At 65.8% G+C, this 22,861-nt stretch carries 19 protein-coding genes; 7 read left to right on the top strand and 12 right to left on the bottom strand.

The window, feature by feature from the left end; all coding sequences use genetic code 11:
* Positions 1-142: 142 nt before the first annotated feature.
* Both FHY50_RS07215 and FHY50_RS07210 read left to right on the top strand, forming a co-directional pair.
* Positions 143-493: a hypothetical protein gene (locus FHY50_RS07215; RefSeq protein ID WP_140047810.1), complete on the top strand. Its 351-nt coding sequence runs from the start codon at positions 143-145 to the stop codon at positions 491-493.
* Positions 494-578: 85 nt separating this feature from the next.
* Positions 579-866, top strand: a complete 288-nt coding sequence (locus tag FHY50_RS07210) for a DUF3297 family protein (RefSeq protein ID WP_140047809.1) — start codon at positions 579-581, stop codon at positions 864-866.
* Positions 867-995: 129 nt separating this feature from the next.
* On the opposite strand, the gene FHY50_RS07205 is transcribed toward FHY50_RS07210, so the two are convergent.
* The 4 genes from FHY50_RS07205 to ligA form a co-directional block, all read right to left on the bottom strand.
* Positions 996-1,799 (bottom strand): LytR/AlgR family response regulator transcription factor, encoded by an 804-nt coding sequence (locus FHY50_RS07205; RefSeq protein WP_140047808.1) that lies wholly within the window; start codon positions 1,797-1,799, stop codon positions 996-998.
* Complete coding sequence (locus FHY50_RS07200; RefSeq protein ID WP_140047807.1) at positions 1,796-2,950, bottom strand: sensor histidine kinase; 1,155 nt, start codon at positions 2,948-2,950, stop codon at positions 1,796-1,798. The genes FHY50_RS07205 and FHY50_RS07200 overlap by 4 nt, the downstream gene beginning before the upstream one ends.
* A gap of 91 nt (positions 2,951-3,041) precedes the next feature.
* Positions 3,042-5,555: a TonB-dependent receptor gene (locus FHY50_RS07195; RefSeq protein ID WP_140047806.1), complete on the bottom strand. Its 2,514-nt coding sequence runs from the start codon at positions 5,553-5,555 to the stop codon at positions 3,042-3,044.
* 144 nt (positions 5,556-5,699) lie between these two features.
* Positions 5,700-7,769, bottom strand: coding sequence for an NAD-dependent DNA ligase LigA (gene ligA / locus FHY50_RS07190; RefSeq protein ID WP_140047805.1), 2,070 nt, complete (start codon positions 7,767-7,769; stop codon positions 5,700-5,702).
* 95 nt (positions 7,770-7,864) lie between these two features.
* Here ligA and FHY50_RS07185 point away from each other — a divergent pair, with 95 nt between their 5' ends.
* The 3 genes from FHY50_RS07185 to FHY50_RS07175 all read left to right on the top strand — a co-directional run bounded on the left by FHY50_RS07185 (position 7,865) and on the right by FHY50_RS07175 (position 11,322).
* On the top strand, positions 7,865-8,533 hold the full coding sequence (locus FHY50_RS07185) for a glutathione S-transferase family protein (protein WP_140047804.1): 669 nt from the start codon (positions 7,865-7,867) through the stop codon (positions 8,531-8,533).
* A 32-nt stretch (positions 8,534-8,565) separates the two neighbouring features.
* The gene (locus FHY50_RS07180; protein WP_140047803.1) at positions 8,566-10,089 is read left to right on the top strand and encodes a fumarate hydratase; all 1,524 of its coding nucleotides are present in this window, start codon (positions 8,566-8,568) and stop codon (positions 10,087-10,089) included.
* Between the two features lie 69 nt (positions 10,090-10,158).
* Positions 10,159-11,322 carry an MBL fold metallo-hydrolase gene (locus FHY50_RS07175; protein ID WP_140047802.1) on the top strand — a complete coding sequence of 388 codons (1,164 nt, stop codon included), beginning with the start codon at positions 10,159-10,161 and terminating at the stop codon, positions 11,320-11,322.
* Positions 11,323-11,333: 11 nt separating this feature from the next.
* Here FHY50_RS07175 and FHY50_RS07170 read toward each other — a convergent pair whose 3' ends face one another.
* Together FHY50_RS07170 and argJ are read right to left on the bottom strand one after the other, a co-directional pair.
* Positions 11,334-11,723, bottom strand: a complete 390-nt coding sequence (locus tag FHY50_RS07170; protein ID WP_140047801.1) for a VOC family protein — start codon at positions 11,721-11,723, stop codon at positions 11,334-11,336.
* A gap of 97 nt (positions 11,724-11,820) precedes the next feature.
* Positions 11,821-13,044 (bottom strand): bifunctional glutamate N-acetyltransferase/amino-acid acetyltransferase ArgJ, encoded by a 1,224-nt coding sequence (argJ, locus tag FHY50_RS07165; protein ID WP_140047800.1) that lies wholly within the window; start codon positions 13,042-13,044, stop codon positions 11,821-11,823.
* 104 nt (positions 13,045-13,148) lie between these two features.
* On the opposite strand from argJ, the gene FHY50_RS07160 reads away from it, so the two are divergent.
* Together FHY50_RS07160 and secA are read left to right on the top strand one after the other, a co-directional pair.
* The gene (locus FHY50_RS07160; RefSeq protein ID WP_140047799.1) at positions 13,149-13,436 is read left to right on the top strand and encodes a hypothetical protein; all 288 of its coding nucleotides are present in this window, start codon (positions 13,149-13,151) and stop codon (positions 13,434-13,436) included.
* Between the two features lie 106 nt (positions 13,437-13,542).
* On the top strand, positions 13,543-16,302 hold the full coding sequence (gene secA / locus FHY50_RS07155) for a preprotein translocase subunit SecA (RefSeq protein WP_140047798.1): 2,760 nt from the start codon (positions 13,543-13,545) through the stop codon (positions 16,300-16,302).
* A 36-nt stretch (positions 16,303-16,338) separates the two neighbouring features.
* Here secA and FHY50_RS07150 read toward each other — a convergent pair whose 3' ends face one another.
* The 6 genes from FHY50_RS07150 to FHY50_RS07125 are packed head-to-tail and all read right to left on the bottom strand — an operon-like array spanning position 16,339 to position 22,563.
* Positions 16,339-17,355: a PLP-dependent cysteine synthase family protein gene (locus tag FHY50_RS07150; RefSeq protein ID WP_140047797.1), complete on the bottom strand. Its 1,017-nt coding sequence runs from the start codon at positions 17,353-17,355 to the stop codon at positions 16,339-16,341.
* 26 nt (positions 17,356-17,381) lie between these two features.
* A complete protein-coding gene (locus tag FHY50_RS07145; RefSeq protein ID WP_140047796.1) occupies positions 17,382-17,951 on the bottom strand; it encodes a 5-formyltetrahydrofolate cyclo-ligase in 570 nt (189 codons plus the stop codon).
* Between the two features lie 31 nt (positions 17,952-17,982).
* The gene (locus FHY50_RS07140) at positions 17,983-18,783 is read right to left on the bottom strand and encodes an ABC transporter ATP-binding protein (protein ID WP_140047795.1); all 801 of its coding nucleotides are present in this window, start codon (positions 18,781-18,783) and stop codon (positions 17,983-17,985) included.
* The gene (locus FHY50_RS07135; RefSeq protein ID WP_140047794.1) at positions 18,780-19,748 is read right to left on the bottom strand and encodes a FecCD family ABC transporter permease; all 969 of its coding nucleotides are present in this window, start codon (positions 19,746-19,748) and stop codon (positions 18,780-18,782) included. The genes FHY50_RS07140 and FHY50_RS07135 overlap by 4 nt, the downstream gene beginning before the upstream one ends.
* Positions 19,745-20,698, bottom strand: a complete 954-nt coding sequence (locus FHY50_RS07130; RefSeq protein WP_243846593.1) for an ABC transporter substrate-binding protein — start codon at positions 20,696-20,698, stop codon at positions 19,745-19,747. The genes FHY50_RS07135 and FHY50_RS07130 overlap by 4 nt, the downstream gene beginning before the upstream one ends.
* The gene (locus FHY50_RS07125) at positions 20,698-22,563 is read right to left on the bottom strand and encodes a TonB-dependent receptor plug domain-containing protein (protein ID WP_244935309.1); all 1,866 of its coding nucleotides are present in this window, start codon (positions 22,561-22,563) and stop codon (positions 20,698-20,700) included. The genes FHY50_RS07130 and FHY50_RS07125 overlap by 1 nt, the downstream gene beginning before the upstream one ends.
* Positions 22,564-22,861: the final 298 nt, after the last annotated feature.

The raw sequence follows: 22,861 nt of genomic DNA, 5'->3' as shown, positions 1-22,861 counted from the left end.
GCGCCCTTCATTTTTCTGCACCGATAATGAACGGCGAATTCCGGCACCATTCAGCCGCTTGTGCGTAGATACGGCATTCCGGCGCTTCAAGACAGGCCGCATCGCTGGGCCTGAGTAGCGCCCAGTATGAGGAGGCTGACCCATGAACCTGCTGTCAAAAGCTGTGCTCGGTATGGTCGCTGGCGCCACCGCGCTGACGGTGGCCGCACCTGCCGAAGCCCAATATCGTTATCGTCATTATGACCGCGGCGGCGACGTCGCCACCGGCGCTGTGATCGGTGGTATCGCCGGACTTGCGCTTGGTGCGGCGATCGCATCCAACAACAACGGCTATTACGATCGCGGCTATTACGGTCCGCGCTATCGCTACGGTCCTCGCTATCGCTATGCCCCGCGCGCCTATTACAATCCGCGCCGGGCATACCGCCAAAGCTGCGTGCGCCGGGCATACGACCCCTATCTGGGCCGCCGTGTGCGCGTCCGGTATTGCTGAAGCACGCTGGGAGGCGACCGGGTGTCGCCTCCCTTTTCGTCGCCAGCGATTGCTCGCGCCGGATTAGGCGCTATGGGCTTGCCCGATGAGCGATACTCCCCCCGATCGGCTGTCGATCAATCCGAACAGCCCACATTTCGACCAGGCTGCGCTCCAGCGCGGCATCGGCATTCGTTTCAAAGGCATCGAGCGCCGCGACGTCGAGGAATATTCGATCCCCGAAAGTTGGATCCGCGTCGCGCTCGGCAAGAAGGTCGACCGCCACGGTCAGCCGCTGACGATCAAGCTGTCGGGCGAGGTCGAGGCGTGGTTTCAGGACGCCGGCGAAAATACCGATGATGAAGGCGTCGCCGACGCGGCGGCTCCCGAATAATCACCCGCCAGCAACCCGCGCCTCTGGCGGGTTGTGCGGCTGTTTCGTGCCGAGCGGCGGACTGCCGACGTTGCGCAAAATGTCTCGACTTCGCTCGACACGAACGGATTCAGGGCTGGCGACCCGGCCTCAATGGACGAAGCGCGCCACCACGTCGCGATAGCTGCGGCTGACCTTCACCTGCGCCCCCGAATCGAGCACGAGGAAGCATTCGCCATTGGTGTGCGGCTTGACCTGCTTGACCAAGTCGAGATTGACGATCGTCGAGCGGTGGACGCGCTGGAACCGGCGCGGGTCGAGCCGCTTCTCCAGATCCTTCATCGTTTCGCGCAGGATCAGCGTGTTGTCGCCGGTATAGATGCACATGTAATCGCCGGCCGCGTCGATGCGTTCGATCGTATCGACATCGACGCGGAAGATCTGGCCGCGATCCTTGATGTTGATGAGCTTTTCGAAACGGTTGGCGGCAAGCTGGTCGGGGCCGGCCTCGCCGATATTCTCGACGGCGTCCGGCGCGACCTCCGCGAGCACCTCCATCAACCGATCGACTTCGACCGCTCCGCGCTTCTCGGAGATGCGCAACCGAACCCGGTCGAGCGTGTCGGCGAGCCGTGCCTCCTCGACCGGCTTCATCAGATAGTCCATCGCCTGCGCTTCGAATGCGCGGATCGCGTGGTCGGAATAGGCGGTGACGAACACGAACAGCGGCGGTTCGACTTCCATCAGGCCCTGGACGACGGAAAAGCCGTCGAAGCCGGGCATCTGGATATCGAGAAAGACGAGGTCGGGCTTGTGGGTCTTGATCGCGCGGATCGCCTCGCGTCCGTTCATGCATTTGTCGATGATCTCGACGTCCTCGTGCGCCTGCAGTCGCAATTCGAGCCCCTGGATCGCCAGGGGCTCATCGTCGACGAGGATGGTTCGAATGGTCATGCTGCCTCGCGTGTCGGTTCCTCGAACTGGAACGGTATGTCGATTTCAACGCGGAACCCGCCTTTTGGGTTCGGACCCGTTCCGAAACGGTGATCCGGGCCGAATGCCTGCATCAACCGCTCGCGAATATTGGCCAGCCCCACGCCGGTGGAAAGGCTTGGCCTAGTTTTGCTGCCGATCAACCCCGGTCCGGTATCGGACACAGCGATATGCACCCGATCTCCGGCGAGCCGGGCAGAAATCGCGATATCCGCCCCCTCTTCCTGGGGCGTTACGGCGTATTTGATCGCGTTTTCGACCAGCGGTTGCAGCAAAAGCGACGGCAATCGCGCCCGCACTGCCCGCGGATCGATCTCGAATCGCGTACGCAGACGTTCGTCGAAACGCATCTTCTCGATCTCGAGATAGAGCTTGAGCGTCTCGACCTCCTGCGCCAGCGTCACCGACGCGGTCGGCTCGTTGGCGAGCGTGTAGCGCAGGAACGAAGCAAGGCGGCTGAGCATCGCATTGGCGCGATCGGTCTGTTTGAGCAGGACCAGCGTCGAGATCGAATTGAGCGTGTTGAACAGGAAATGCGGATTGAGCTGATAGCGCAGCATCGCCAGCTGCGCCGACGACGCCTGGATTTCCAGCTTCTGCATCTGATCGATCTGCTCTTCGACGATCAGGTAGAAGTTGATGCCGAAATAGAGCGCCGACCAGCCGGCCAGCACGGTGAAGGTCAGGAACATATAGCCGAGCACGCGGCTGGCGGTCAGTTCGGGTTGGGCGAGCGAGGCGATCGGAAAGGTCAGCGCCTGCAGCGTCGCATAGATCACCGTTGCGGCGAGCAGCGTGGCGATCACCGCCAGGATGCCGCTGATCCGCGGCAGGCGTCGATAATAGCCGTACAGCGTCGACAGGAGCAGCGTCAGACAATAGCCGACGATCGCCTCGATGATGATCGGGATGACCTTTTCGAGCGTCGGGTTGTTCGACACGCCCGACACCATGCGCAGCACCAGATAGCCCGACCAGCCCGCCGCCTGCAGCAGCCAGAAGGCCCGCGCCTTGTCTTCGAAAAATGGACGCGACAACAGGCCCGGACGGGCCGGGGCGGGAGCGGGGGGGGCGGGAAGCGTGGCCACGGCAGCGCTATAGCGATGGTCCATGCGAGCGCAAAGGGACGACGCGGGCCTCGTAAAGAAGGTCGGCCGCCGCCCGGTGGGGCGACGGCCGATCAGATCGATGTTGACGTCCAGATCAGAACGAGAAGATCAGCGATCCGCTGACGGCGCGCGGGGCGCCGACCTGGACGAACGGGACGCTGGTGTTGTTCGAGCTGCCCGCGATGTAGCCGACGTAGAACTCGTTGAAGAGGTTCGACACGTTGAGCTGGAAGCGGGTGCCGGTCAGCCCGACCTGATCGAGATCGATCGACGCATCGAGATCGACCAGCGTGTAGGCCGGTGCCTTGGCCGGGAAGACCGCGGTGTTGGGGACCCCGTCCACCGTCTGTACCAGCGGCAGGTTGAGGTCGTTGATGAAGCGCGAGCCCGTATACTTGGCCTGCCCGCCCAACGTGACCGGGCCGAGCATCGCTTCGAGACGGCCACCGAACGACCACTCCGAAACGCCCGACTCCTGCTTGCCGCCAGTCGGAGCGAAGTCGCCGTTGGCCAGGAGCAGATCGTCCTCGATCTCCGAATTGAGGTACGAGCCGAACACGTACGCTTCGACCTGCGGGATCGGCTTTACCGAGATGCTGCCATCGACGCCGTAGCGCGTGACCTTGCCGATGTTGCGCGAGATGTTCTCGCCCAGCACCGGATCGAACGCAGTGGCGATGCGGTTGTCGAACTTGATGTAGAAGCCGCTCACCTGTGCCTGCACGATGCCGCTGGCATAACGGAAGCCGGCATCGAAGCTGTTGGTGGTCTCCGGCTCGGGTTCTGCCGACTCGCTGCCCTCGTCGAAGTAGATCGCCGAATAGAGCTGGTCGGTCTGCGGCGCCGAAAGGCCCTTGGTCCAGTTGCCGAACACGCTGGCTTCGGGCGTGAAGTTGAAGATGAAGCCGACGCTGGGGAGCAGTTGATTGTAGTTGTATTCGCGCTCCTGCGGCGGTGCGAAGCCGGTTACCTCGCCGGTCACCGGATCGACGCTGTACGGATTGGCCGCGGCATAGGCAGCGTTGTCCTCAGGCGCCAAGCAATCGACGAAACCGCTCGCCGACGTCGTGAAGCAGCGCTGGTCGAGATCGCGGCTGAAGAACGGCAGGCGCAGACCCAGGTTCACGGTCAGACGTTCTTCGAGGAACTTGCCGCGATACTCGCCCGAAATCTGGTTGAGCGTCGCAAACGAGCGGCGGTTGCGCTTCTGGACGATGTTGCCATTGGCATCGACGATCGGATCGTTGACCGGGAACACGTCGAAAGGCTCGCCGGTAACGTCCACAAAGCCGACCTCACCCGTCTGACGATGGATCGCGCGATCGAACGTGTAGGCGAGACGGACGCGGTTGGTGTCGTTGAAGTCGTAGATCAGGTTTGAGATCACCATGTACCGGCGCGTCTGCGTCTGGCTGGGCGCGACCAGCGTGACGCGGTCTTGCGTATCGCCGTCCCCGTTCAGGTCGAGACCGAAATTATAGCTGTTGCCGACATACCCGAAGAACGGCGCATCGGGGTTCTCAATGCCAGTGACCGTGCCGCCGCCATTGGCCTTGGTGTACTGGAAGCTGGGATCGAGCGTGAAGACCAAGCCGTCGGCCAGCGTGAAGCGCGAGCGGCCGCGGATGTTGCCGGTGTTCGACGGGTTGTAGCGGCGGTCGAACTCGGTGCCGCAGCCGGACGGAGTGTCGGCAACGCCGGCCTGCGGCGTGTCGAGCGCACAGGGGAAGTTGATCGTGTACTGTGCTTCATCGAACGAGTTGGGGAAACGGTTGCTCGAACCGCCGCCGACCGTGGCGCCATCGACCGAACGCAGCGGCAGCGAGCCGTAGAAGTTGTTGCGGTTCTCGTTGTAATGGCCGGCGACCGAGACGAAGTCGCCGTTCGAGCCGATATCCTGATAGATGCGGCCGTTATACTGCTGCTTCTCGATGTCGCCGTAATTGTTGAACGGGCTGTCATAGGCGACGCTCGATGCCGAGAAGAATGCCTTGGTGCCGAACCCGGTGATGTCGCCGGTGTCGATCATGCCGAACACGCGGTTATAGTCGTATTCGCCGTAGGATGCCGCGAAATAGGCCGAGAGCTCTTCGCTCGGCTCGCGCGTCAGCAGGTTGATCGTGCCGCCGACCGCCGATGCGGTCGGGCTGTCGACGTCGGTCGAGCCGAGATCGACGGTGACCGATTCGAGAATCTCCGGATCGACCTGCTGGTTGGTGTAGATCGCGTAGTTGCCCGAGTCGTTGAGCGGGATACCGTCGAGCGTCTGAGAGATGCGCGACGAATCGAAGCCGCGGATGCGGAAACCGCCACCCGACGAACCGTAGGGATCGTTGTTCTGGAAGCTGACGCCCGGCACCAGGTTGATGATGTCGTTGATCGTTTGACCCGGACGCTGGCGGCGGATCAGCTCGTCGCTGATCGACACCTTTGCCTTCGACGTCTCGGGGATCTCGACACCGCCGACATCGGTCTCGCGCGATCCGGTAACGACGATTTCCTCGCCGGCGTCCGTGTCGAAATCAACCGAACCGGCCGACTGCGCGAAGGCCGCGCCGGGAATCGTGAGCGCGGCAAAGGCCACGCTGGCAAAGAGCTTGATCCGCATGAATTTTCCCCAAGTGCGCATTGTTGCGCGGACAGACGCGGCGCTATCGAGCGCCGTCAGGGCCTGCCTCTGCCGCCGATTTGTGTCCGGTTTGTGACAAATCCCGCAAGGCTCGATTCACTTTTGATGCGTTGCACAATTGCATCACCCTGCGGCCTCGACGATCTCCCGCCATGCAGCTTCGTCGATGACGGCGACCCCCAGTTCCGCGGCCTTCTTCAGCTTCGACCCGGCATTGGCGCCGGCGACGATCAGGTCGGTCTTTGCCGAGACCGATCCCGACACCTTGGCCCCCAGCGCCTCGGCCTGCGCCTTGGCCTCGTCGCGTGACAGCGTTTCCAGCGTGCCGGTGAACACGATCGTCTTGCCGCTGACCGACGAGTCGCGGCTGGTCGCTACATAGGGGGCAGGGCTGACTTCGCGCAGCAGGTCGTCCCACGCGTCGCGGTTGTGGGCCTCGGCGAAAAAGTCGGTCAGCGCCTGCGCGACCGCCGGGCCGATACCGTCGATCGCCTCGATCTCCGCGCGGCGTTCCGGATCGGAAGCGACGGCGGCGATCGCTTCGACGGTCGCGAACACCTTGAGCAACGCGCGCGCGGTGACGCTGCCGACATGGCGGATGCCCAGTCCGAACAGGAACCGCACCGGATCGGGACGGCGCTTCGCCTCGATCGCTGCGAGCAGGTTGGTGGCCCAGACGCGGCCGTCCTTCTTGCGGGCCAGCAACTGGTCCTCGGTCAGGCGGAAGATGTCGGCGGGCGCGTGGATTAGGCCGTCGCGCACGAAGTCCTCGATCTGCTGTCCGCCGAGTCCCTCGATATCCATCGCGCCGCGGCTGACGAAATGCTTCAGCCGCTCGATCCGCTGCGCCGGGCAGATCAGGCCGCCGGTGCAGCGGATGTCGACCTCGCCTTCCTCGCGCACCGCGTCCGATCCGCATTCGGGACAGGCGGCGGGGAAGGGCCAGGGCGCGCGGGTGTCGTCGCGCGACAGGTTCTCGACGATTTGGGGAATGACGTCGCCGGCGCGCTGGATCACCACGCGGTCGCCGGGATGGACGCCCAGCCGCACGATTTCGTCGGCATTGTGCAGCGTGGCGTTGGTGACTACGACGCCGCCGACGGTGACCGGCTCGAGCCGCGCCACGGGGGTGAGCTTGCCGGTGCGGCCGACCTGGATATCGATCGCATTCAAGGTGGTCTGCGCGCGTTCGGCAGGGAATTTGTGCGCCAGTGCCCAGCGCGGCGCCTTGCCGACGCTGCCCAGCCGCGCCTGCCAGTCGAGGCGATCGACCTTGTACACGACACCGTCGATGTCGAACGGCAGGTCGGCGCGGATCGCCTCGATCGCGCGATACTGCGCCAGCGCGGCATCGATCGTCTCGGCGCGGGCGAAGTGCTCGGCGACAGGAAACTTCCACCCGCGCAGCGCCTCGACCACCGCGTGCTGCGTCTCGCCCGGCAGGTCCGATGCTTCGCCCCAGCCATGCGCGAGGAAGCGCAGCGGCCGCGCCTTGGTAACCGACGCATCCTTTTGCCGCAGCGATCCGGCGGCGGCGTTGCGCGGATTGGCGAACTGGCGCGCCTTGGTGACGTCGCCCGCGGCTTCGGCAGCATCGCGCAGGCGGGTGTTGAGGTCGGCAAACGCCGCTTTTGCCATGTAGACCTCGCCGCGCACTTCGAAGATGTCGGGAGCGTCATTGGGCAGGGCCTGCGGAATGTCGGCGAGGGTGCGGACATTGGCGGTGACGTCCTCGCCAACCGTGCCATCGCCGCGGGTAAGCGCGCGGACCAGCTTGCCGTCTTCATAGCGCAGCGAGCACGACAGCCCGTCGATCTTGGGCTCGGCGGTGAGCGCGACGGGCTCGTCCGGCGCTAGGTTGAGGAAGCGGCGCACTCGCTGGACGAATTCGGCGACTTCTTCATCGGCAAACGCGTTGTCGAGGCTGAACATCGGCCGGGCATGCGCGACCTTGGCGAGATGCGCTGCGGGCGCGGCGCCGACCTGGACCGAGGGCGAATCGGGACGGACCTGTCCGGGAAACGCCGCTTCGATCGCGGCATTGCGGCGCACCAGCGCGTCGTAGGCGGCGTCGTCGATCTCCGGCGCGTCGTCGGTGTGGTACAGCCGGTTGTGGCGCGCAATTTCGGCGGCGAGAAGCGCCAGTTCGGCGGCGGCTTCCTCTTGGGTCCGGGGGAGCGCGGCGTCGGTCATGCCCGTTCGCTAGGCCGCGCGGTGCGGCCGATCAAGAGGAGTGGACGCAAGCACGCGCAGCGAATTAGGATTGCGGCAGGTGAAGGAGAGCGACAATGGATGAAACGACGCTGGCACTCTTTGCGCATCCGCTGTCATCCTTTTGCCAGAAGGCACTCACGGCGCTGTACGAGAACGATACGCCGTTCACGTTTCACATGCTCGACGGCAGCGATCCGGTGGCGAGCAGGTTCGGCGCTTTGTGGCCGATCGGGAAATTTCCTGTCCTGACCGATAACGATCGTGTCGTCCCCGAAGCGACGATCATCATCGAATATCTTGCGGTCCATCATCCCGGCCCAAGCCTGCTGATCCCGAAGAATGCCGATGCTGCGGTCGAGGTGCGGTGGCTGGACCGGGTGTTCGACAATTACGTGTCGATCCCGCAACAGCGGCTCGTCATCGATGCGATGCGCGGAGAGGGGCAGGGCGATCCAAAGACCGTATCCGAAGCACACGCGCTGCTGGACAAAAGCTACGCGTGGCTCGACCGCTGGATGGACGGTCGGGAATGGGCGGCGGGTGGTGCGTTCAGCATGGCCGACTGTGCGGCAGCGCCGTCGTTGCTCTATGCCGACTGGAGCTACGCGATCCCCGAGCACTTCGCGAACCTGCATGCCTATCGCCGCCGCCTGCTCGCGCGGCCGTCCTATGCTCGGGCGCTCGACGAGGCGCGGCCCTATCGCCACATGTTTCCGCTCGGCGCGCCGACCGATCGCGATTGAGTTTGGCCATCCGCGCGTTAGAAACCGCGGCCATGACCGTCACCATCCGCACCGCCGACCTGATCGAGAGCGTCGCCGACGCGCTCCAGTTCATCAGCTACTATCATCCGATGGACTATATCCGCGCGCTCGGCGCGGCGTACGAGGCCGAGCAATCGCCCGCCGCCAAGGACGCGATCGCGCAGATTTTGACCAATTCGCGGATGTGCGCCGAAGGACACCGCCCGATCTGCCAGGATACCGGGATCGTCAACGTCTTCGTAGAATGGGGCATGGACTGCCGATTGGACGACACGTCGCGCAGCCTGCAAGAGGTGATCGACGAGGGAGTGCGGCGCGCCTATCTGAACCCCGAGAACAAGCTGCGCGCATCGATCCTGGCCGACCCCGCCTTCACGCGGCGCAATACGCGCGACAACACGCCGAGCGTGCTGCATGTCGAGATGGTGCCGGGGAACACCGTGTCGATCGATGTCGCGGCCAAGGGCGGCGGAAGCGAGAACAAGTCCAAGTTCAAGATGATGAACCCGTCCGATCCGATCGCCGACTGGGTGCTCGAGATGTTGCCGCAAATGGGCGCGGGCTGGTGTCCGCCGGGGATGCTCGGCATCGGCATCGGCGGGACTGCCGAGCGCGCGGTGCTGCTGGCCAAGCAGTCGTTGATGGAGCCGATCGACATGGGGCAGCTCAAGGCCCGGGGCCCGTCGAACGATATCGAAGCACTGCGGATCGAGATCTTCGACAAGGTCAACGCGCTGGGTATCGGCGCGCAGGGGCTGGGCGGCCTGTCGACGATCCTCGACGTCAAGATCCATGATTTTCCCTGCCACGCCGCGGGCAAGCCGGTGGCGATGATCCCCAACTGCGCCGCCACGCGCCACGCGCATTTCGCGCTTGACGGATCGGGGCCTGCCTATCTGGAAGCGCCCAAATTGTCCGAATGGCCCGATGTCGACTGGAAGCCGGACAAGGCGGCGATGCGCGTCGATCTCGATACGCTGACGCCCCAGGTCGTTCAGAGCTGGAAGCATGGCGACCGGCTGCTCTTGAACGGCCGGATGCTGACCGGGCGGGATGCCGCGCACAAGCGGATCAGGGACATGCTCGATGCCGGCGAGTCGCTGCCGGTCGAGTTTGCCGGGCGCGTGATCTATTATGTCGGCCCGGTCGATCCGGTCGGCGAGGAGGTGGTCGGTCCCGCCGGCCCGACAACCGCCACCCGCATGGACAAGTTCACGCGGATGATGCTGGGCCAGGGGCTGCTGGCGATGGTCGGCAAGGCCGAGCGCGGAGCGGATGCGACCGCGGCGATCGCCGAGGCCAAGTCCGCCTATCTGATGGCAGTCGGGGGTGCCGCCTATCTGGTCGCGCGGGCGATCAAGGGGGCCAGGGTCGTGGCGTTCGAGGATCTCGGCATGGAAGCGATCTACGAGTTCGCGGTCGAGGATTTTCCGGTGACGGTCGCGGTCGATAGCGCGGGCGAGAATGTTCATCACCTCGCGCCGCTGGTGTGGCGCGAGAAGATCGCACGCGAAGGATTGCTGGCAAGCGTCTGAACGAATTCGCGGCACCTTCGCCCTTGCCGGGGGTTGAGGCACGATGACCCCCAGCCCCTCGTCGGCGCGATGACGCGCGCGGTCCGCCGCATCGGTGCAGTGCTGCTGTGGCTGGTGATCGCGGCATGCCTGGCGATCACGATCGTGCCGCGCTTCCTCGACCGGGTCTATTATCGCGGGGCGGCGAGCGACCATTTCGATGGCGCGCGCTTCTTCAATCCCGATGGCGAGGATACCGCAGGCGTGCCCGGCGGTGGCAGCCGCGCCGGGTTCTTGATGCGCCGCGCGACCGGGCAGGGCGACGCCCCCTGGCCGGGCCGCGTGGAGGTGCAGCCGTCAAAGCCTGCCGAGCGGGTCGAGGGCGACCGGATGGTCGCGACCTGGATCGGACATGCCAGCGTGCTGGTGCAGACCCAGGGGCTCAATATCCTCACCGACCCGATCTGGAGCGAAACCGCCGGACCGCTTGGCCTGGGTCCCGCGCGCACCACTGTGCCCGGAATCGCGTTCGACGACCTGCCCCCGATTGATCTCGTCCTGGTCAGCCACAACCATTACGACCATCTCGACCTCGCGACGCTCAAGCGGCTGTGGTTACGTGACCGGCCGACCATCGTCACCAGCCTGGGCAACGACAGCGTGATCGGGCAGGCGGGTGTTCGGTCGCGCGCGCTCGATTGGGGTGAAGCGCTGGCGATACGGCCGGGTATCGGCGTGGCGGTGACGCGCAATCACCATTGGTCGAGCCGCTGGTTCGCCGACCGCAATCGCGCGCTGTGGTCGAGTTTCGTGGTGACGCTGCCCGGCGGCAATTTGTTCTTCGCCGGCGATACCGGGTTCGGCGACGGGCGATGGCCCCGGCAGGCGCGGGAGGCCGGGCCGATACGCTTCGCGATCCTGCCGATCGGCGCGTTCCGCTTCACGCCAGGCCAGCTCGGCACCGGCAGCCATATCGGCCCGCCCGATGCGGTGCGCGTGTTCGACCGGCTCGGTCAGCCCTTCGCGCTGCCGATCCACTGGGGCACTTTCAAGCTGTCGAGCGAAGCCCGCGAAACGCCTCCGCGGATGCTCGACCTGCTGATGCGGTGCAGCGGGCTGGATCCGCGACAATTCGCGGCGCGCGCGGTCGGACAGCCGGTCGAAGTGCCGAAAGCCACGACGGCGAACCGCAGGCTGGACGAACAACGACTGGCAAGCTGCGCGCGATCGGATGCTGTCGCGGCGCTGCCCTGAAGTGGCGGCGACTATTCCGGCGCGGTGCAGAAGGCGGCGAGCTTGTTCCCTTCGGGATCGCGGAAATATCCGGCGTAGAAGTTCAACTCGGCCGGTCCGCGCAGGCCGGGCGCGCCTTCGTCGCTGCCGCCCAGTTCGAGCGCGGTGGCGTGCAGCGAATCGACCTTGGCGCGGCTGTCCATCACCAGCGCGACCATCTGGCCATTGCCGGGCACTGCGGCATTGCCGTCATACGGTGTTGTGATCGCGATCGACGGCGCTTCCCAGCCGGTGCCGTACATGGTCATGCCGTTTTCTTCGAGCCGCATCAGTTCGGTACCGCCGATGCTTCCGAGCAGTGCCGCATAATAGCGCCGCGCCGCGTGGATATCGTTGGTCCCGATCGTTACATAGCCGATCATTGCATCACTCCCTCGGATCGCTCGAATTTGCCACCGATAGTGTTCGCCTGTTGCATCGTGATGGCAAGTGCCGACGCCTGCAACTCCGGTGCAGCGCTTAGCTGCGATAGTCGGCGTTGATCGAGATATAGCCGTGGGTCAGGTCGCAGGTCCAAACGGTGGCGCGTCCTTCGCCGAGCCCGAGGTCGACGCCGATCTCGACGTCCTGACCCTGCAGATGTGCCGCTACGGGCGCCTCGTCATAGCCCTCGACGACCATGCCGCCCTGCGCGACCTGAATGCTGCCGAAGCGGATCGACAGCGTATCGCGATCGGCGGGTTCGCCGGCCTTGCCGACCGCCATGACGACGCGGCCCCAATTGGCATCCCCGCCCGCAATCGCGGTCTTGACCAGCGGGGAATTGGCGATGCTCATCGCCACGACATGCGCGCTGCGGTCGCTTTCGGCTCCGCTGACGGCGATCTCGATGAACTTGGTCGCGCCTTCCCCGTCGCGCACGACAAGCTGCGCGAGCTGGCGGCACAGATCGGTGAGCGCGGCGACGAAGGCGTCGGCCCCGGCGTCGTCTTCGTCGCCGATCGGGGCATTGCCGGCGGCGCCGGTAGCGAAGCCAAGGACGGTGTCGCTGGTCGACGTGTCGCTGTCGACGGTGATGCACGAAAAGGTCGAGGCGTTGGCGGTGCGGAGCGCAGCTTGCAGGAACTCCGCGCCGACGGCGGCGTCGGTGAAGATGAAGCCGAGCATCGTTGCCATGTCGGGAGCGATCATGCCCGACCCCTTGATGATCCCGACCAGGGTGACGCGCGTATCGCCGATCATCGCCGAGGTGGTCGCAGCCTTGGGGAAGGTGTCGGTGGTGCCGATGGTATTGGTGGCGTCTTCCCAACCGCAAGGGTCGGCGGCGAAGGCGGCATCGAGCCCGGCTTCGGCCTTGTCGATCGGCAGCGGCACGCCGATCACGCCGGTGGAGGCGACGAACACGTCAGATGGCTGACAGCCGAGATGCCCCGCGGTGCGCGCCGCGATCGCCTCGACCGCGTCGCGGCCACGGCTGCCGGTAAAGGCGTTGGAATTGCCGGCGTTGACTACCAGCGCGCGCGCCTGGCCGAGGACGAGCGCGCGGCGGCACCATTCGACCTCGGGCGAGGGGCATTTGCTTTGGGTGAGGACGCCCGCGACGGCGGTGCCGGGGGCAAGCGTGACGAACGTCAGGTCGCAGCGGTCCCACGTCTTGTACTGCGCGCGGGCGATGCGGAGCTCTACGCCGGTGATGACGGGGAGTTCGGGAAAAGTCGCGGGCGCGAGCGGGGAGCGGTTCATGACGACAGCTTTGGCGCTTGTCGGACGGACGTGCAACGGCTTCCCGGCAGAGCGCAGTCACCATTCGGTGGACGTTCATCGCAGTGCGGCATAAGAAGCGGGTCGTGAACTTCCTGCCGCTCCTTTATGCCCTGCTCGCAGCGCTTACCGGCTTTTCGGCCGAGGCCGGACCGGTGCGCCAAAGCCAGGTCGCGGCGGCCAGTGCTCTCGCAGTGGCGGATGTTGCTGCCAAGCATGTTTCGGCGCGGTCCGCGCGTGAACATCTCGCCGACCTCGATCGCGCTGCTGACAGATGGCGCGCCCGGGGAGGATTGACCGCGATTATCGGCGTCGGCGGCGACGTCGCTGCGCTGCTGCCAAAAGCCGAACGTCCCGCGCGGCGCCGCGAATAGCGTTGACGCCCCGCGCGGTTGAGCCGCGCGCTGTCGCTCCCATATCCCCGTTATTCGCGCTCGCGGCCATGACCGGCGGGCGTCACTTCATAGTCAGGAAAAGCCCATGTTCGGCGGCCTAGCCAAATCCTTGTTCGGTTCTTCCAACGACCGCTACGTCAAGTCGCTCAACCCGATCGTCACCAGGATCGCGGGGCATGAAGCCGCGATGCAGGCGATGTCGGACGATGAACTCGCCCAGCAGACGGTGCGCTTTCGCGAGCGGCTGGCGAATGGCGAGACGCTCGACGATCTGCTTCCCGAGGCGTTCGCGACCGTGCGCGAGGCGGCGGTGCGCAAGCTGGGCATGCGCCATTTCGACGTGCAGATGGTCGGCGGCATCGTCCTGCATCGCGGCGAGATCGCCGAGATGCGTACCGGCGAGGGCAAGACGCTGGTCGCGACGCTTGCGACCTATCTCAACGCGCTGGCAGGCAAGGGCGTGCACGTCGTCACCGTCAACGATTATCTGGCACGGCGCGATGCCGAGTGGATGGCGCAGGTCTATCGCTTCCTGGGGATGAGCGTCGGTGTGATCGTGCCGAACCTGACCGATCACCAGCGGCGCGAGGCCTATGGCTCCGACATCACCTATGGCACCAACAACGAGTTCGGCTTCGATTATCTGCGCGACAACATGAAGTACGACCGCGCGTCGATGACGCAGCGGCCGTTCAACTTCGCGATCGTCGACGAGGTCGATTCGATCCTGATCGACGAGGCGCGCACGCCGCTGATCATCTCCGGTCCGACCGACGACAAGTCGGAACTGTACATGCAGGTCGATGCGGTGGTGAAGCTGTTCGCCGAGGAGGATTACGAAAAGGACGAGAAGCAGAAGTCCATCATCCTGACCGAGGACGGCACCGAGAAGGCCGAGCGCGCGCTGGAGGCGGCGGGGCTGCTGATCGGCGCCAACTTGTATGACTTCGAGAATACGCAGGTGGTGCATCACCTTAATCAGGCGCTGCGCGCGAACATGATGTTCAAGCGCGACACCGATTACATCGTCAAGGACGGCAAGGTCGTCATCATCGACGAGTTCACCGGTCGGATGATGGACGGGCGGCGCTGGTCCGACGGACTGCACCAGGCGGTCGAGGCCAAGGAAGGCGTGACGATCGAGCCGGAGAACCAGACGCTGGCGTCGATCACTTTCCAGAATTATTTCCGCATGTACCCGAAACTGTCGGGAATGACCGGCACCGCAGCGACCGAAGCGGCCGAGTTCCACCAGATCTACAAGATGAACGTCGTGTCGATCCCGACCAATGTCGAAGTGCGCCGCGTCGACGAGGAGGACGAGTTCTACAAGACGATGCAGGACAAATTCATCGCGATCGCGCGCAGCATCAAGGAGCATGCCGAAAAGGGCCAGCCGGTGCTGGTCGGCACGGTGTCGATCGAGAAGTCCGAGCTGCTCGCCGAATATCTCGAGAAGGAAGGCGTGCCGCACAAGGTCCTCAATGCGCGCTATCACGAGATGGAAGCGCATATCGTGTCGCAGGCCGGCCGCGCTGGGGCGGTGACGATCGCGACCAACATGGCCGGACGCGGCACCGACATCAAGCTGGGCGGCAACCTGGAATTCCGGGTCGGCGACGAGTTGGCCGAAATGCCCGACGGGGCCGAGCGCGACGCCGCGATCGAGCGCATCCGCGTCGAAATCGAGGAGGAGAAGGCGCGCGTGCTGGCGGCGGGCGGACTGTTCGTGCTGGGCACCGAGCGGCATGAGAGCCGGCGGATCGACAACCAGCTGCGCGGGCGTTCGGGGCGACAGGGCGATCCGGGACTCAGCCGGTTCTATCTGAGCCTCGACGACGATCTGCTGCGCATCTTCGGGCCGGACACGATGTTCTCCAAGATGATGCGGTCGAACATCGCCGATGGCGAGGCGATCGGATCGAAGTGGTTGAGCAAGGCGATCGAGACCGCGCAGAAGAAGGTCGAGGCGCGCAACTATGACGTGCGCAAGCAGGTCGTCGAATATGACGACGTGATGAACGACCAGCGCAAGGTCATCTACGAGCAACGTGCCGACATCATGGATGCGGAAACGGTCGGCGACGTCGTGATCGACATGCGCGGCGAGACGGTCAACGGCCTGGTCGGCGAGGCGTGCCCGGTCGGCACCTATCCGGAGCAATGGGACATCGCCGGGCTCAAGGCGCGCTCGGTCGAGATCCTCAACGTCGACCCCCCGGTCGATGCGTGGATCGCCGAACAGGATGGCATCGAGCCGGAGGATGTCGAGAACCGCATCCGCGAGATGGCCGACGCCGAGGTCGAGGCCAAGGTCGCCGATCTCGAGCCGAGTATGTGGACGTCGATCGAAAAGTCGATCCTGCTGCAGAATCTCGACCATCACTGGAAGGAGCATCTGGCGATGCTCGATGCGCTGCGGCAGGTGATTCACCTGCGCGCCTATGCGCAGAAGACGCCGATCAACGAATATAAGCAGGAAGCGTTCGCGCTGTTCGAGCGGATGCTGGCGGTGATCCGCGAGGATGTCACCAAGACGATCGCGCACGCGACCTTCCGCCTGCCCGAGGCACCGTCGCTTCCCGACCTTCCCGATTTCCTGACGACGCACTTCGATCCGTTCACCGGCGAGGACAATAGCGACGATTTCGACGGCGGATCGGCGGGGACGGTGCCGCAGCAAATGCCGCCATTCCAGATCCCGCAGCCGGCGCAGGCCGATCTCGGCGACAATCCCGAGCATTGGGAAGGCCGGGTAAACCGCAACTCGCCATGCCCGTGCGGGTCGGGGCGCAAGTACAAGCATTGCCACGGCGCGTTGACCGGCGCGGTGCCGGAGGGGTGAGCTTCAACCCCCTCTCCTGAAGGAGAGGGGCGTTGGTTACTGCTGCGCCGCGACCCAATCGTCGTCGAACAGCGTGTCCATATAGCGTTCGCCCGAATCGCAGATCAGGCTGACGATGCTGCCGCTCGCGCCGTTCGCGGCCATCTCGTCGGCGAGGGCCAGCACTCCGACCAGATTGGTGCCGGTCGACGGACCGACGCGGCGACCCAGCTCGACCGACAGTTCGCGCGCCGCGGCGAAGCTGTCGCGATCGGGCACCTCGATCATGCGGTCGATGACGCTGGCGAGGAACGACGGCTCGACGCGGGGCCGGCCGATGCCTTCGATGCGGCTGCCGCGCGCGGTGAGGCCGCGATCGCCCGTGCGCCAATGCTCGGCGAACACCGATCCTTCGGGATCGACCACCGCCAGGCGGGTGCGGGCACAGCTCGAATGGCGATAGCGGATGTAGCGGCCGATCGTCGCCGAGGTGCCGCCGGTGCCGGCGCCGACGACGATCCAGGCCGGCACCGGATGCGGCTCGTGCGCCATCTGCTCGAAGATGCTTTCGGCGATGTTGTTGTTGCCGCGCCAGTCGGTCGCGCGCTCGGCATAGGTGAACTGGTCCATGTAATGCCCGCCGCTTTCGTCGGCGATGCGCTGTGCCGCGATGTAGATGTCCGCGGCGGCGACGGGTTCGCAATGGCCGCCGAGCCGCTCGATCTCGGCGATCTTCGCCGACGACGTTCCGCTGGGAATGACGGCGACGAACGGCAGGCCGAGCAGGCGCGCGAAATAGGCTTCGGAGATCGCCGCCGATCCGGACGACGCCTCGACGATGGTGGTCTCGGGGCCGATCCAGCCGTTGCACAGCGCATACAGGAACAGCGAGCGCGCTAGCCGGTGCTTGAGCGAGCCTGAGGGGTGACTCGATTCATCCTTGAAATAGACGTCGATGCCGGGATGCGGGCCGGTTGCGAGCTTGACGAGATGGGTGTCGGCCGAGCGCGCGCGATCGGCTTCGATCGCGGCGATGGCGTGCGACAGCCAGTCGCGGCAGGGGGGCGTGGTCATGGGCGTCGCATAGCGGGGCGCAGGCGTCAGCGCACCCCCGCGATGGTGATCCATTCGGCTTCGGTCGCGACGGCGTGGAGCGGGACGTCCCAAGGGTCGAGCGGAAGACTGGCGACTTCCTGCGCACTCCAGGCGAGACCGATGCGGCGCGCGAAGGGGTGCGCAGCGAACGCGCGGTCGTAGAACCCCGCGCCTTGACCGATGCGGCCTCCGCTGCGGTCGAAGCCGAGAAGCGGGGTGACGATGACGTCGGGGATCACTTCGGAAGCGTCGAAGGCGGGTTGCTGCAGGCCGAACGGGCCGGGGACGAGCGGATCGCCGGGGCGCCAGGCGAGGAAGCGCATCGGCTGGTCGCGGGTGGTGACTTGGGGAAGCGCGGTGGCATGGCCCCGATCCGCTGCCACGATAAGCAGCGCCATCGCATCGATTTCGTCCCCGATCGCACCATAGGCCGACAGCGTGGCGCCGGGGTCCAGTCGGTCGAGGATATGCGTCGTGGCGCGGTCGGTCGCGGCCAAGCGATCGTCGAGATTCGCGACGAAGGCGGCACGGCGTGCGCGAAGCTGCGCGCGCAGCTCTGATTTGGGCGACGTCATCGCCTTTGTGTAGGGCGGCAGAGGCCCCCGGTCAGCCCCCGGCTCCGTCGCGGTGCAGCCGCGGGACCGGCACGATCAGCGGCGGCTGGCCCGCGCGGTCGATGCGGTCGACGGCAATGCCGTACACACGTTCGATCAGGCCAGGCTCGGTGAGGATATCGTTACTTCCGGCAGCGACCACGCGCCCTCGATCGAGCAGCAGCACGTCGTCGGCAACCCAATGCGCCAGCGTCAGATCATGCAGGACCAGCACCACGCCGGTGCCGCTGGCTGCAACGTTCTGCAGCGCCGTCAGCACCTCGATGCGGTGCGCGGGGTCCAGGCTGGCGAGCGGTTCGTCGGCAAGGATCCAGTCGGGCTCCCCCGCCAGCACGCGGGCGAGGAGGACGCGGGCGCGTTCTCCTCCGGACAGGCTGCCGGCGCGGCGGTGCGCGAAGCGTTCGGTGTCGGTTTCCGCGAGCGCGCGGTCGATCGCCGCGTCATCGGCTGGCGACAGCGCGCCGAACCTGCCCCGGCGGGGGGTGCGGCCAAGCGCGACGAGGTCGCGCACTTCGAGGTCCCAGTGAAGTTCGGCGCTTTGCGGAAGGTAGCCGATGCGTCGGCCGCGTTCGATCGCGGGGATGCCTGCAATCGGGCGGTCGCCAAGCATCGCCGCGCCGCGGTCGGGCGCGCGCAGGCCGACGAGCAGGGACAGCAATGTCGATTTTCCCGCGCCATTGGGGCCAAGGATTACGGTGATGCGGCCGGGATCGAAGGTGGCGTCGATTTCGGTCAGGATCGGGGTGGCGCCGATCGTAACGGACGCGCGAGCGAGTTGCAGGATGGCGGTCATGCCATGTGCCGCCGATAGCGCCACAGCAGCCAGAAGAAGAAGGGCGCACCGATCAGCGCCATCGCCACCCCCAGTTTGAGTTCGCCCGCGCCGGGGGTCATGCGCACGAGGCTGTCGGCGATAGTGAGGAGGAGCGCTCCGGCGAGCATCGAGGGGACCAGCAGCGCCGAGGGCTTCTGGCCCACCAACGGACGGACGATGTGCGGCACGATCAGGCCGACGAAGCCGACCACGCCGGTGACCGCGACCGACGCGCCGACGCCAAGGCCAAGGCCCAAGGCGATGATCGCTTGCAGGCGCGGGATGCTGATGCCCATCGACCGCGCGACGTCCTCGCCGAGCGCGAGCGCATCGAGGGTGCGGCCGGTAGTGAGAAGGAGCAGCGCGCCGAGCGCCATGAACGGGGCGGCAAAGACGATCTCGTCATAGCCGCGGTCGGTGAGCGCGCCCATCAGCCAGGTCACGATTTCGGCAGTGGCGAACGGGTTGGGGGCGATGCTTATCAGAAGCGTCGTCAGTGCGGCGGCAAGCGCGGAGAGGATCGTGCCCGCCAGAATGAAGCTGACCGCGCTGGCGCTGCGCCCGACGAGGAAGGCGAGCAGCGCGACCGACAGCGCGGCGGCGGCCATCGCGCTGCCCGCAAGCATCCATACGCTGCCGCCGATGCCGAAGAAGATCGCCGTGACGGCGCCGAACGCGGCGGCGGAGGAAACGCCGACAAGGCCGGGGTCGGCGAGCGGGTTGCGGAGATAACCCTGCAGCACCGCACCCGACAGCCCGAGCACCGCGCCGATCATCAGCGCGAGCAATGTGCGGGGAACGCGCAGGTCGAAGATGATCCACCAGCGGGGGTCGGTGCTCCACCAGGCGTCGAACGGAACCCAGGTCTTGCCGGCCATCAGCGACAGCGCGGCGGCGAGGGTGGCAGCGAGCGTCAGGGCGAGGAGGATGCGAGGGCGAGTCATGGGAAGGTTCCAAACACCTTCCGCTCGGTTCGAGCGAAGTCGAGAAACGCTGACCGCGCGCTTGCATCGGTTTCCCGACTTCGCTCGAAACGAACGGATTTGGCGGAGCGCAGATATTCCTCGCGTGCCGCAGCCAGCACCTGTGTGGTTTCTATCAGGTTTGGTCCCGCGCATTGCAGAAGGTGCTCGGGGAACGGGGCGAGGGTGGTTAGCTTGCCGAGCCGGGCGACCGCGCCCGAGCGCAGCGCGCGGGCCTGGTGATCTACATCGTGGAAGATGATCGCGGGCGGGCGCGCGATGAGGTGTTCGACCGGTAGGATGTCCCAGGCGGCGAGGCCGTACGCGGCGCTCTGGTTGGTGAAGCCGGTGCGCACCAGCAGTTCGTCGGCGAGGGTGCCGGAGCCCGGGACGAGGCCGCCGCCTTGCCAGATGAGCGCCGGGATCGGGGGAGTGCCGGGGCGCGGGGCGGCGGCGGCAAGGACGGTCTCGATTTCGTGCACCAGCGCCGCGCCGCGGTCGGGGTGGCCGATAGCGGCGGCGACCTGGGTGATCTGGGCGAGACTCTCGGCGATCGTCATCGGCACGCCGACGGTTTCGGTGGCGACGCCCGAGCGTTCGATCGCGGCGACGGTTGCCTTGGCGACGTGCGGGCCGATCAGGACCAGGTCGGGCTGGAAGGTGATGACTTCTTCGGCGGTGTCGTAGTTGACGGCGAACCGGCTGGCCCATTTCAGGTCGACCGAGGTCGCATTCGGTTCCTGCGAATAATGGCTGATCGCGACGACCTGCGCGGGGTCGGCGACGCGCGCGAGGATCGCGTCGATGCACGGGTTCATCGACACGATGCGCGGGCGTTCGGGAAGAGGGCCGCGCGGCGCGGCGCCGGGCATGCCGCATCCGGCAAGCGCGAGGCTCGCCAGCGCGGTTGCCAGACGCCGCGCCCTTGGCATTACAGGCGTACCCGGACGCCGCCATAGGCGGACAGCGGATAGGTGCCATAATCGCGAACCGTCTGATACTCGGCATCGAACAGGTTCTCGACACGGCCATAGAGTTCGAGCCGATCGCCAAGGTCGATGCCGGCGCGGATGTCGACCACCGCATAGCCGTCGGTCGAGAGCGTATTGCCACCATTCTCGAAGGAATCACCGACCATTCGGATCGTGCTGCCGAGCGCGACCGCGAAGGGCGATTGCCAGTCGATCGAGAAATTCGCGACATCGACCGGGCGGCGGATCAGCCGCTTGTCGAAAGTCGGGCCGGGAGTGCGGTCGCGGGATTGAGTCAGCGTGTAGTTGGCCGCGAGGGTGAGGCGGTTGGAGGGACGCAGGTCGAGCGTGGCCTCGACGCCTTCGGCCCTGGTCAGGCGGGTGTTCGAATAGACGCCGAACGGACGCTCACCGCCGGCACAGACCGGGATCGTCGTATCGCAATCGACGAAGCCGATCAGGTTTTGCGTATCGCGCGTGTACCAGGTCCCGCCAAGCGCGATTGCCCGGTCGAGCGCGAAGAGCGTGACGCCCGCCTCGTAGCTTTTCGAGGTTTCGGGAACAAGATCGGGGTTCCCGTAGTCGCCGAGCAGCTGGTAAAGCGTCGGCGCCTTGAAGCCTTCGCCATAGGCCGCGCGGACGATCGCGAAATCGCCGACCGCATAGGCACCGCTCGCGCCGAAGGTGGTGGCGCCGCCGAAGCGGCTGTGGTCGTCGTGGCGGACGCCGGCTGTCAACGTCAGCGGCTCGATCGGCGACAGGATCGCGAGTGCGAAGGCGCTGTCGATGTTGACCCTGCCGCTGGTGGTAGTGCCGAACGAGGTGGCGAGATAGTTCGGTGCTTCATGTTCGTAGCCAAGCACGAGCTTGAGCGGTTCGATCGGCTGAAGCCCGGCCTGCGCTTCGAAGCGTTCGGTGCGGCCATAGCCGTCATAGGTGACGGCGTCGGGGCTACGGTTGCGGCGGTCATTCTCGAAATAGCTATAGGCGACGCGGCCGGCCCAGCGGGCGTCGCTGCTGGCGTAATTGAGGCCGGCATAGCCGATCCACTGTTCGGTACGCGAGGTTTCGTCGGTGTCGCCGAAGCTGAAATCGGGAAGGTAGCCGTCGACATCGAGATTGCCGAGGATGTAGTAGCCGCGCAGGTCGGCGCTGATCGTGTCGGTCAGCGCGATGTCGGCGCGGGCATTGAGCGTCGTGTTCTGATAGCCGTCCGCTTCGGTACCGATCGCGGCCTGCGAGATGCCGTCGCTTTCGAAATACGAGCCGCCGATGCTGAGCGCGGCCGGGCCGACGCGGGCGGAAGCGTTGGCGCGGGCATTAACGGTGTCGAACGAGCCATATTCGGCGGCGGCGTTCAGGGTCGGGGTATCGGTGGGCGCGGCGCTGACGATGTTGACGACACCGCCGACCGCCTGGCTGCCCCAGGCGACGCTGTTCGATCCGCGCAGCACTTCGATACGGTCGATATTGCCGGTGAGCAGGTCGCCGAAGTTGAATGCGCCGCCGGGCGAGGCCGGGTCGTTGACGCGGACGCCGTCGATCAGGACTAAGGTCTGGTCGGTCTCCGCTCCGCGCACGAAGATGCCGGTGGTGCTGCCGATGCTGCCGTTGCGATTGATCGTCACGCCGGGGGTGGTGGCGATGAGGTCGGAGACGGCAACGGTCTGGCGCTGTTCGATCAGATCGCGGTCGAGGACCGTAACGGGCTGGCCGACCTCGTCGATCGGTTGCGGTGTGCGGGTCGCGGTGACGGTGATTTCGGACTGGGAACGGTCCTGCGCGGTGGCGGGGGTGGTGAGGGTCAGGAGGGTGAGCGAAGCCAACCACCAACCGTTCGTCTCGAGCATGGTCGAGAGACGGGTTTGGCGAGCTACGCCCAGCGTTTCTCGACTTCGCTCGAAACGAACGGAGATAGGGTCCGGTTGGTGTCGGTCATAGGTTGTCATGCGTCATTCCCTTCGTCGGCCGCGTGGAGGCGGCCTGGCCCATGCGAACGGGCTGGGGATGACGGGAACGCGGGCATGCCGGCTGCGACAGCCCGCGCCCGAGCATGTGCCCCGGCCCGGTTGCTGTCGCGCGAAGGAAACGTGCCTTCGATTTCCCGGCACCTCCCGACCGGAA

The sequence above is a fragment of the Sphingomonas japonica genome (assembly GCF_006346325.1).
GTDB classification, from domain to species: domain Bacteria; phylum Pseudomonadota; class Alphaproteobacteria; order Sphingomonadales; family Sphingomonadaceae; genus Sphingomonas; species Sphingomonas japonica.
This window is presented reverse-complemented; position numbering and strand designations above follow the sequence as displayed.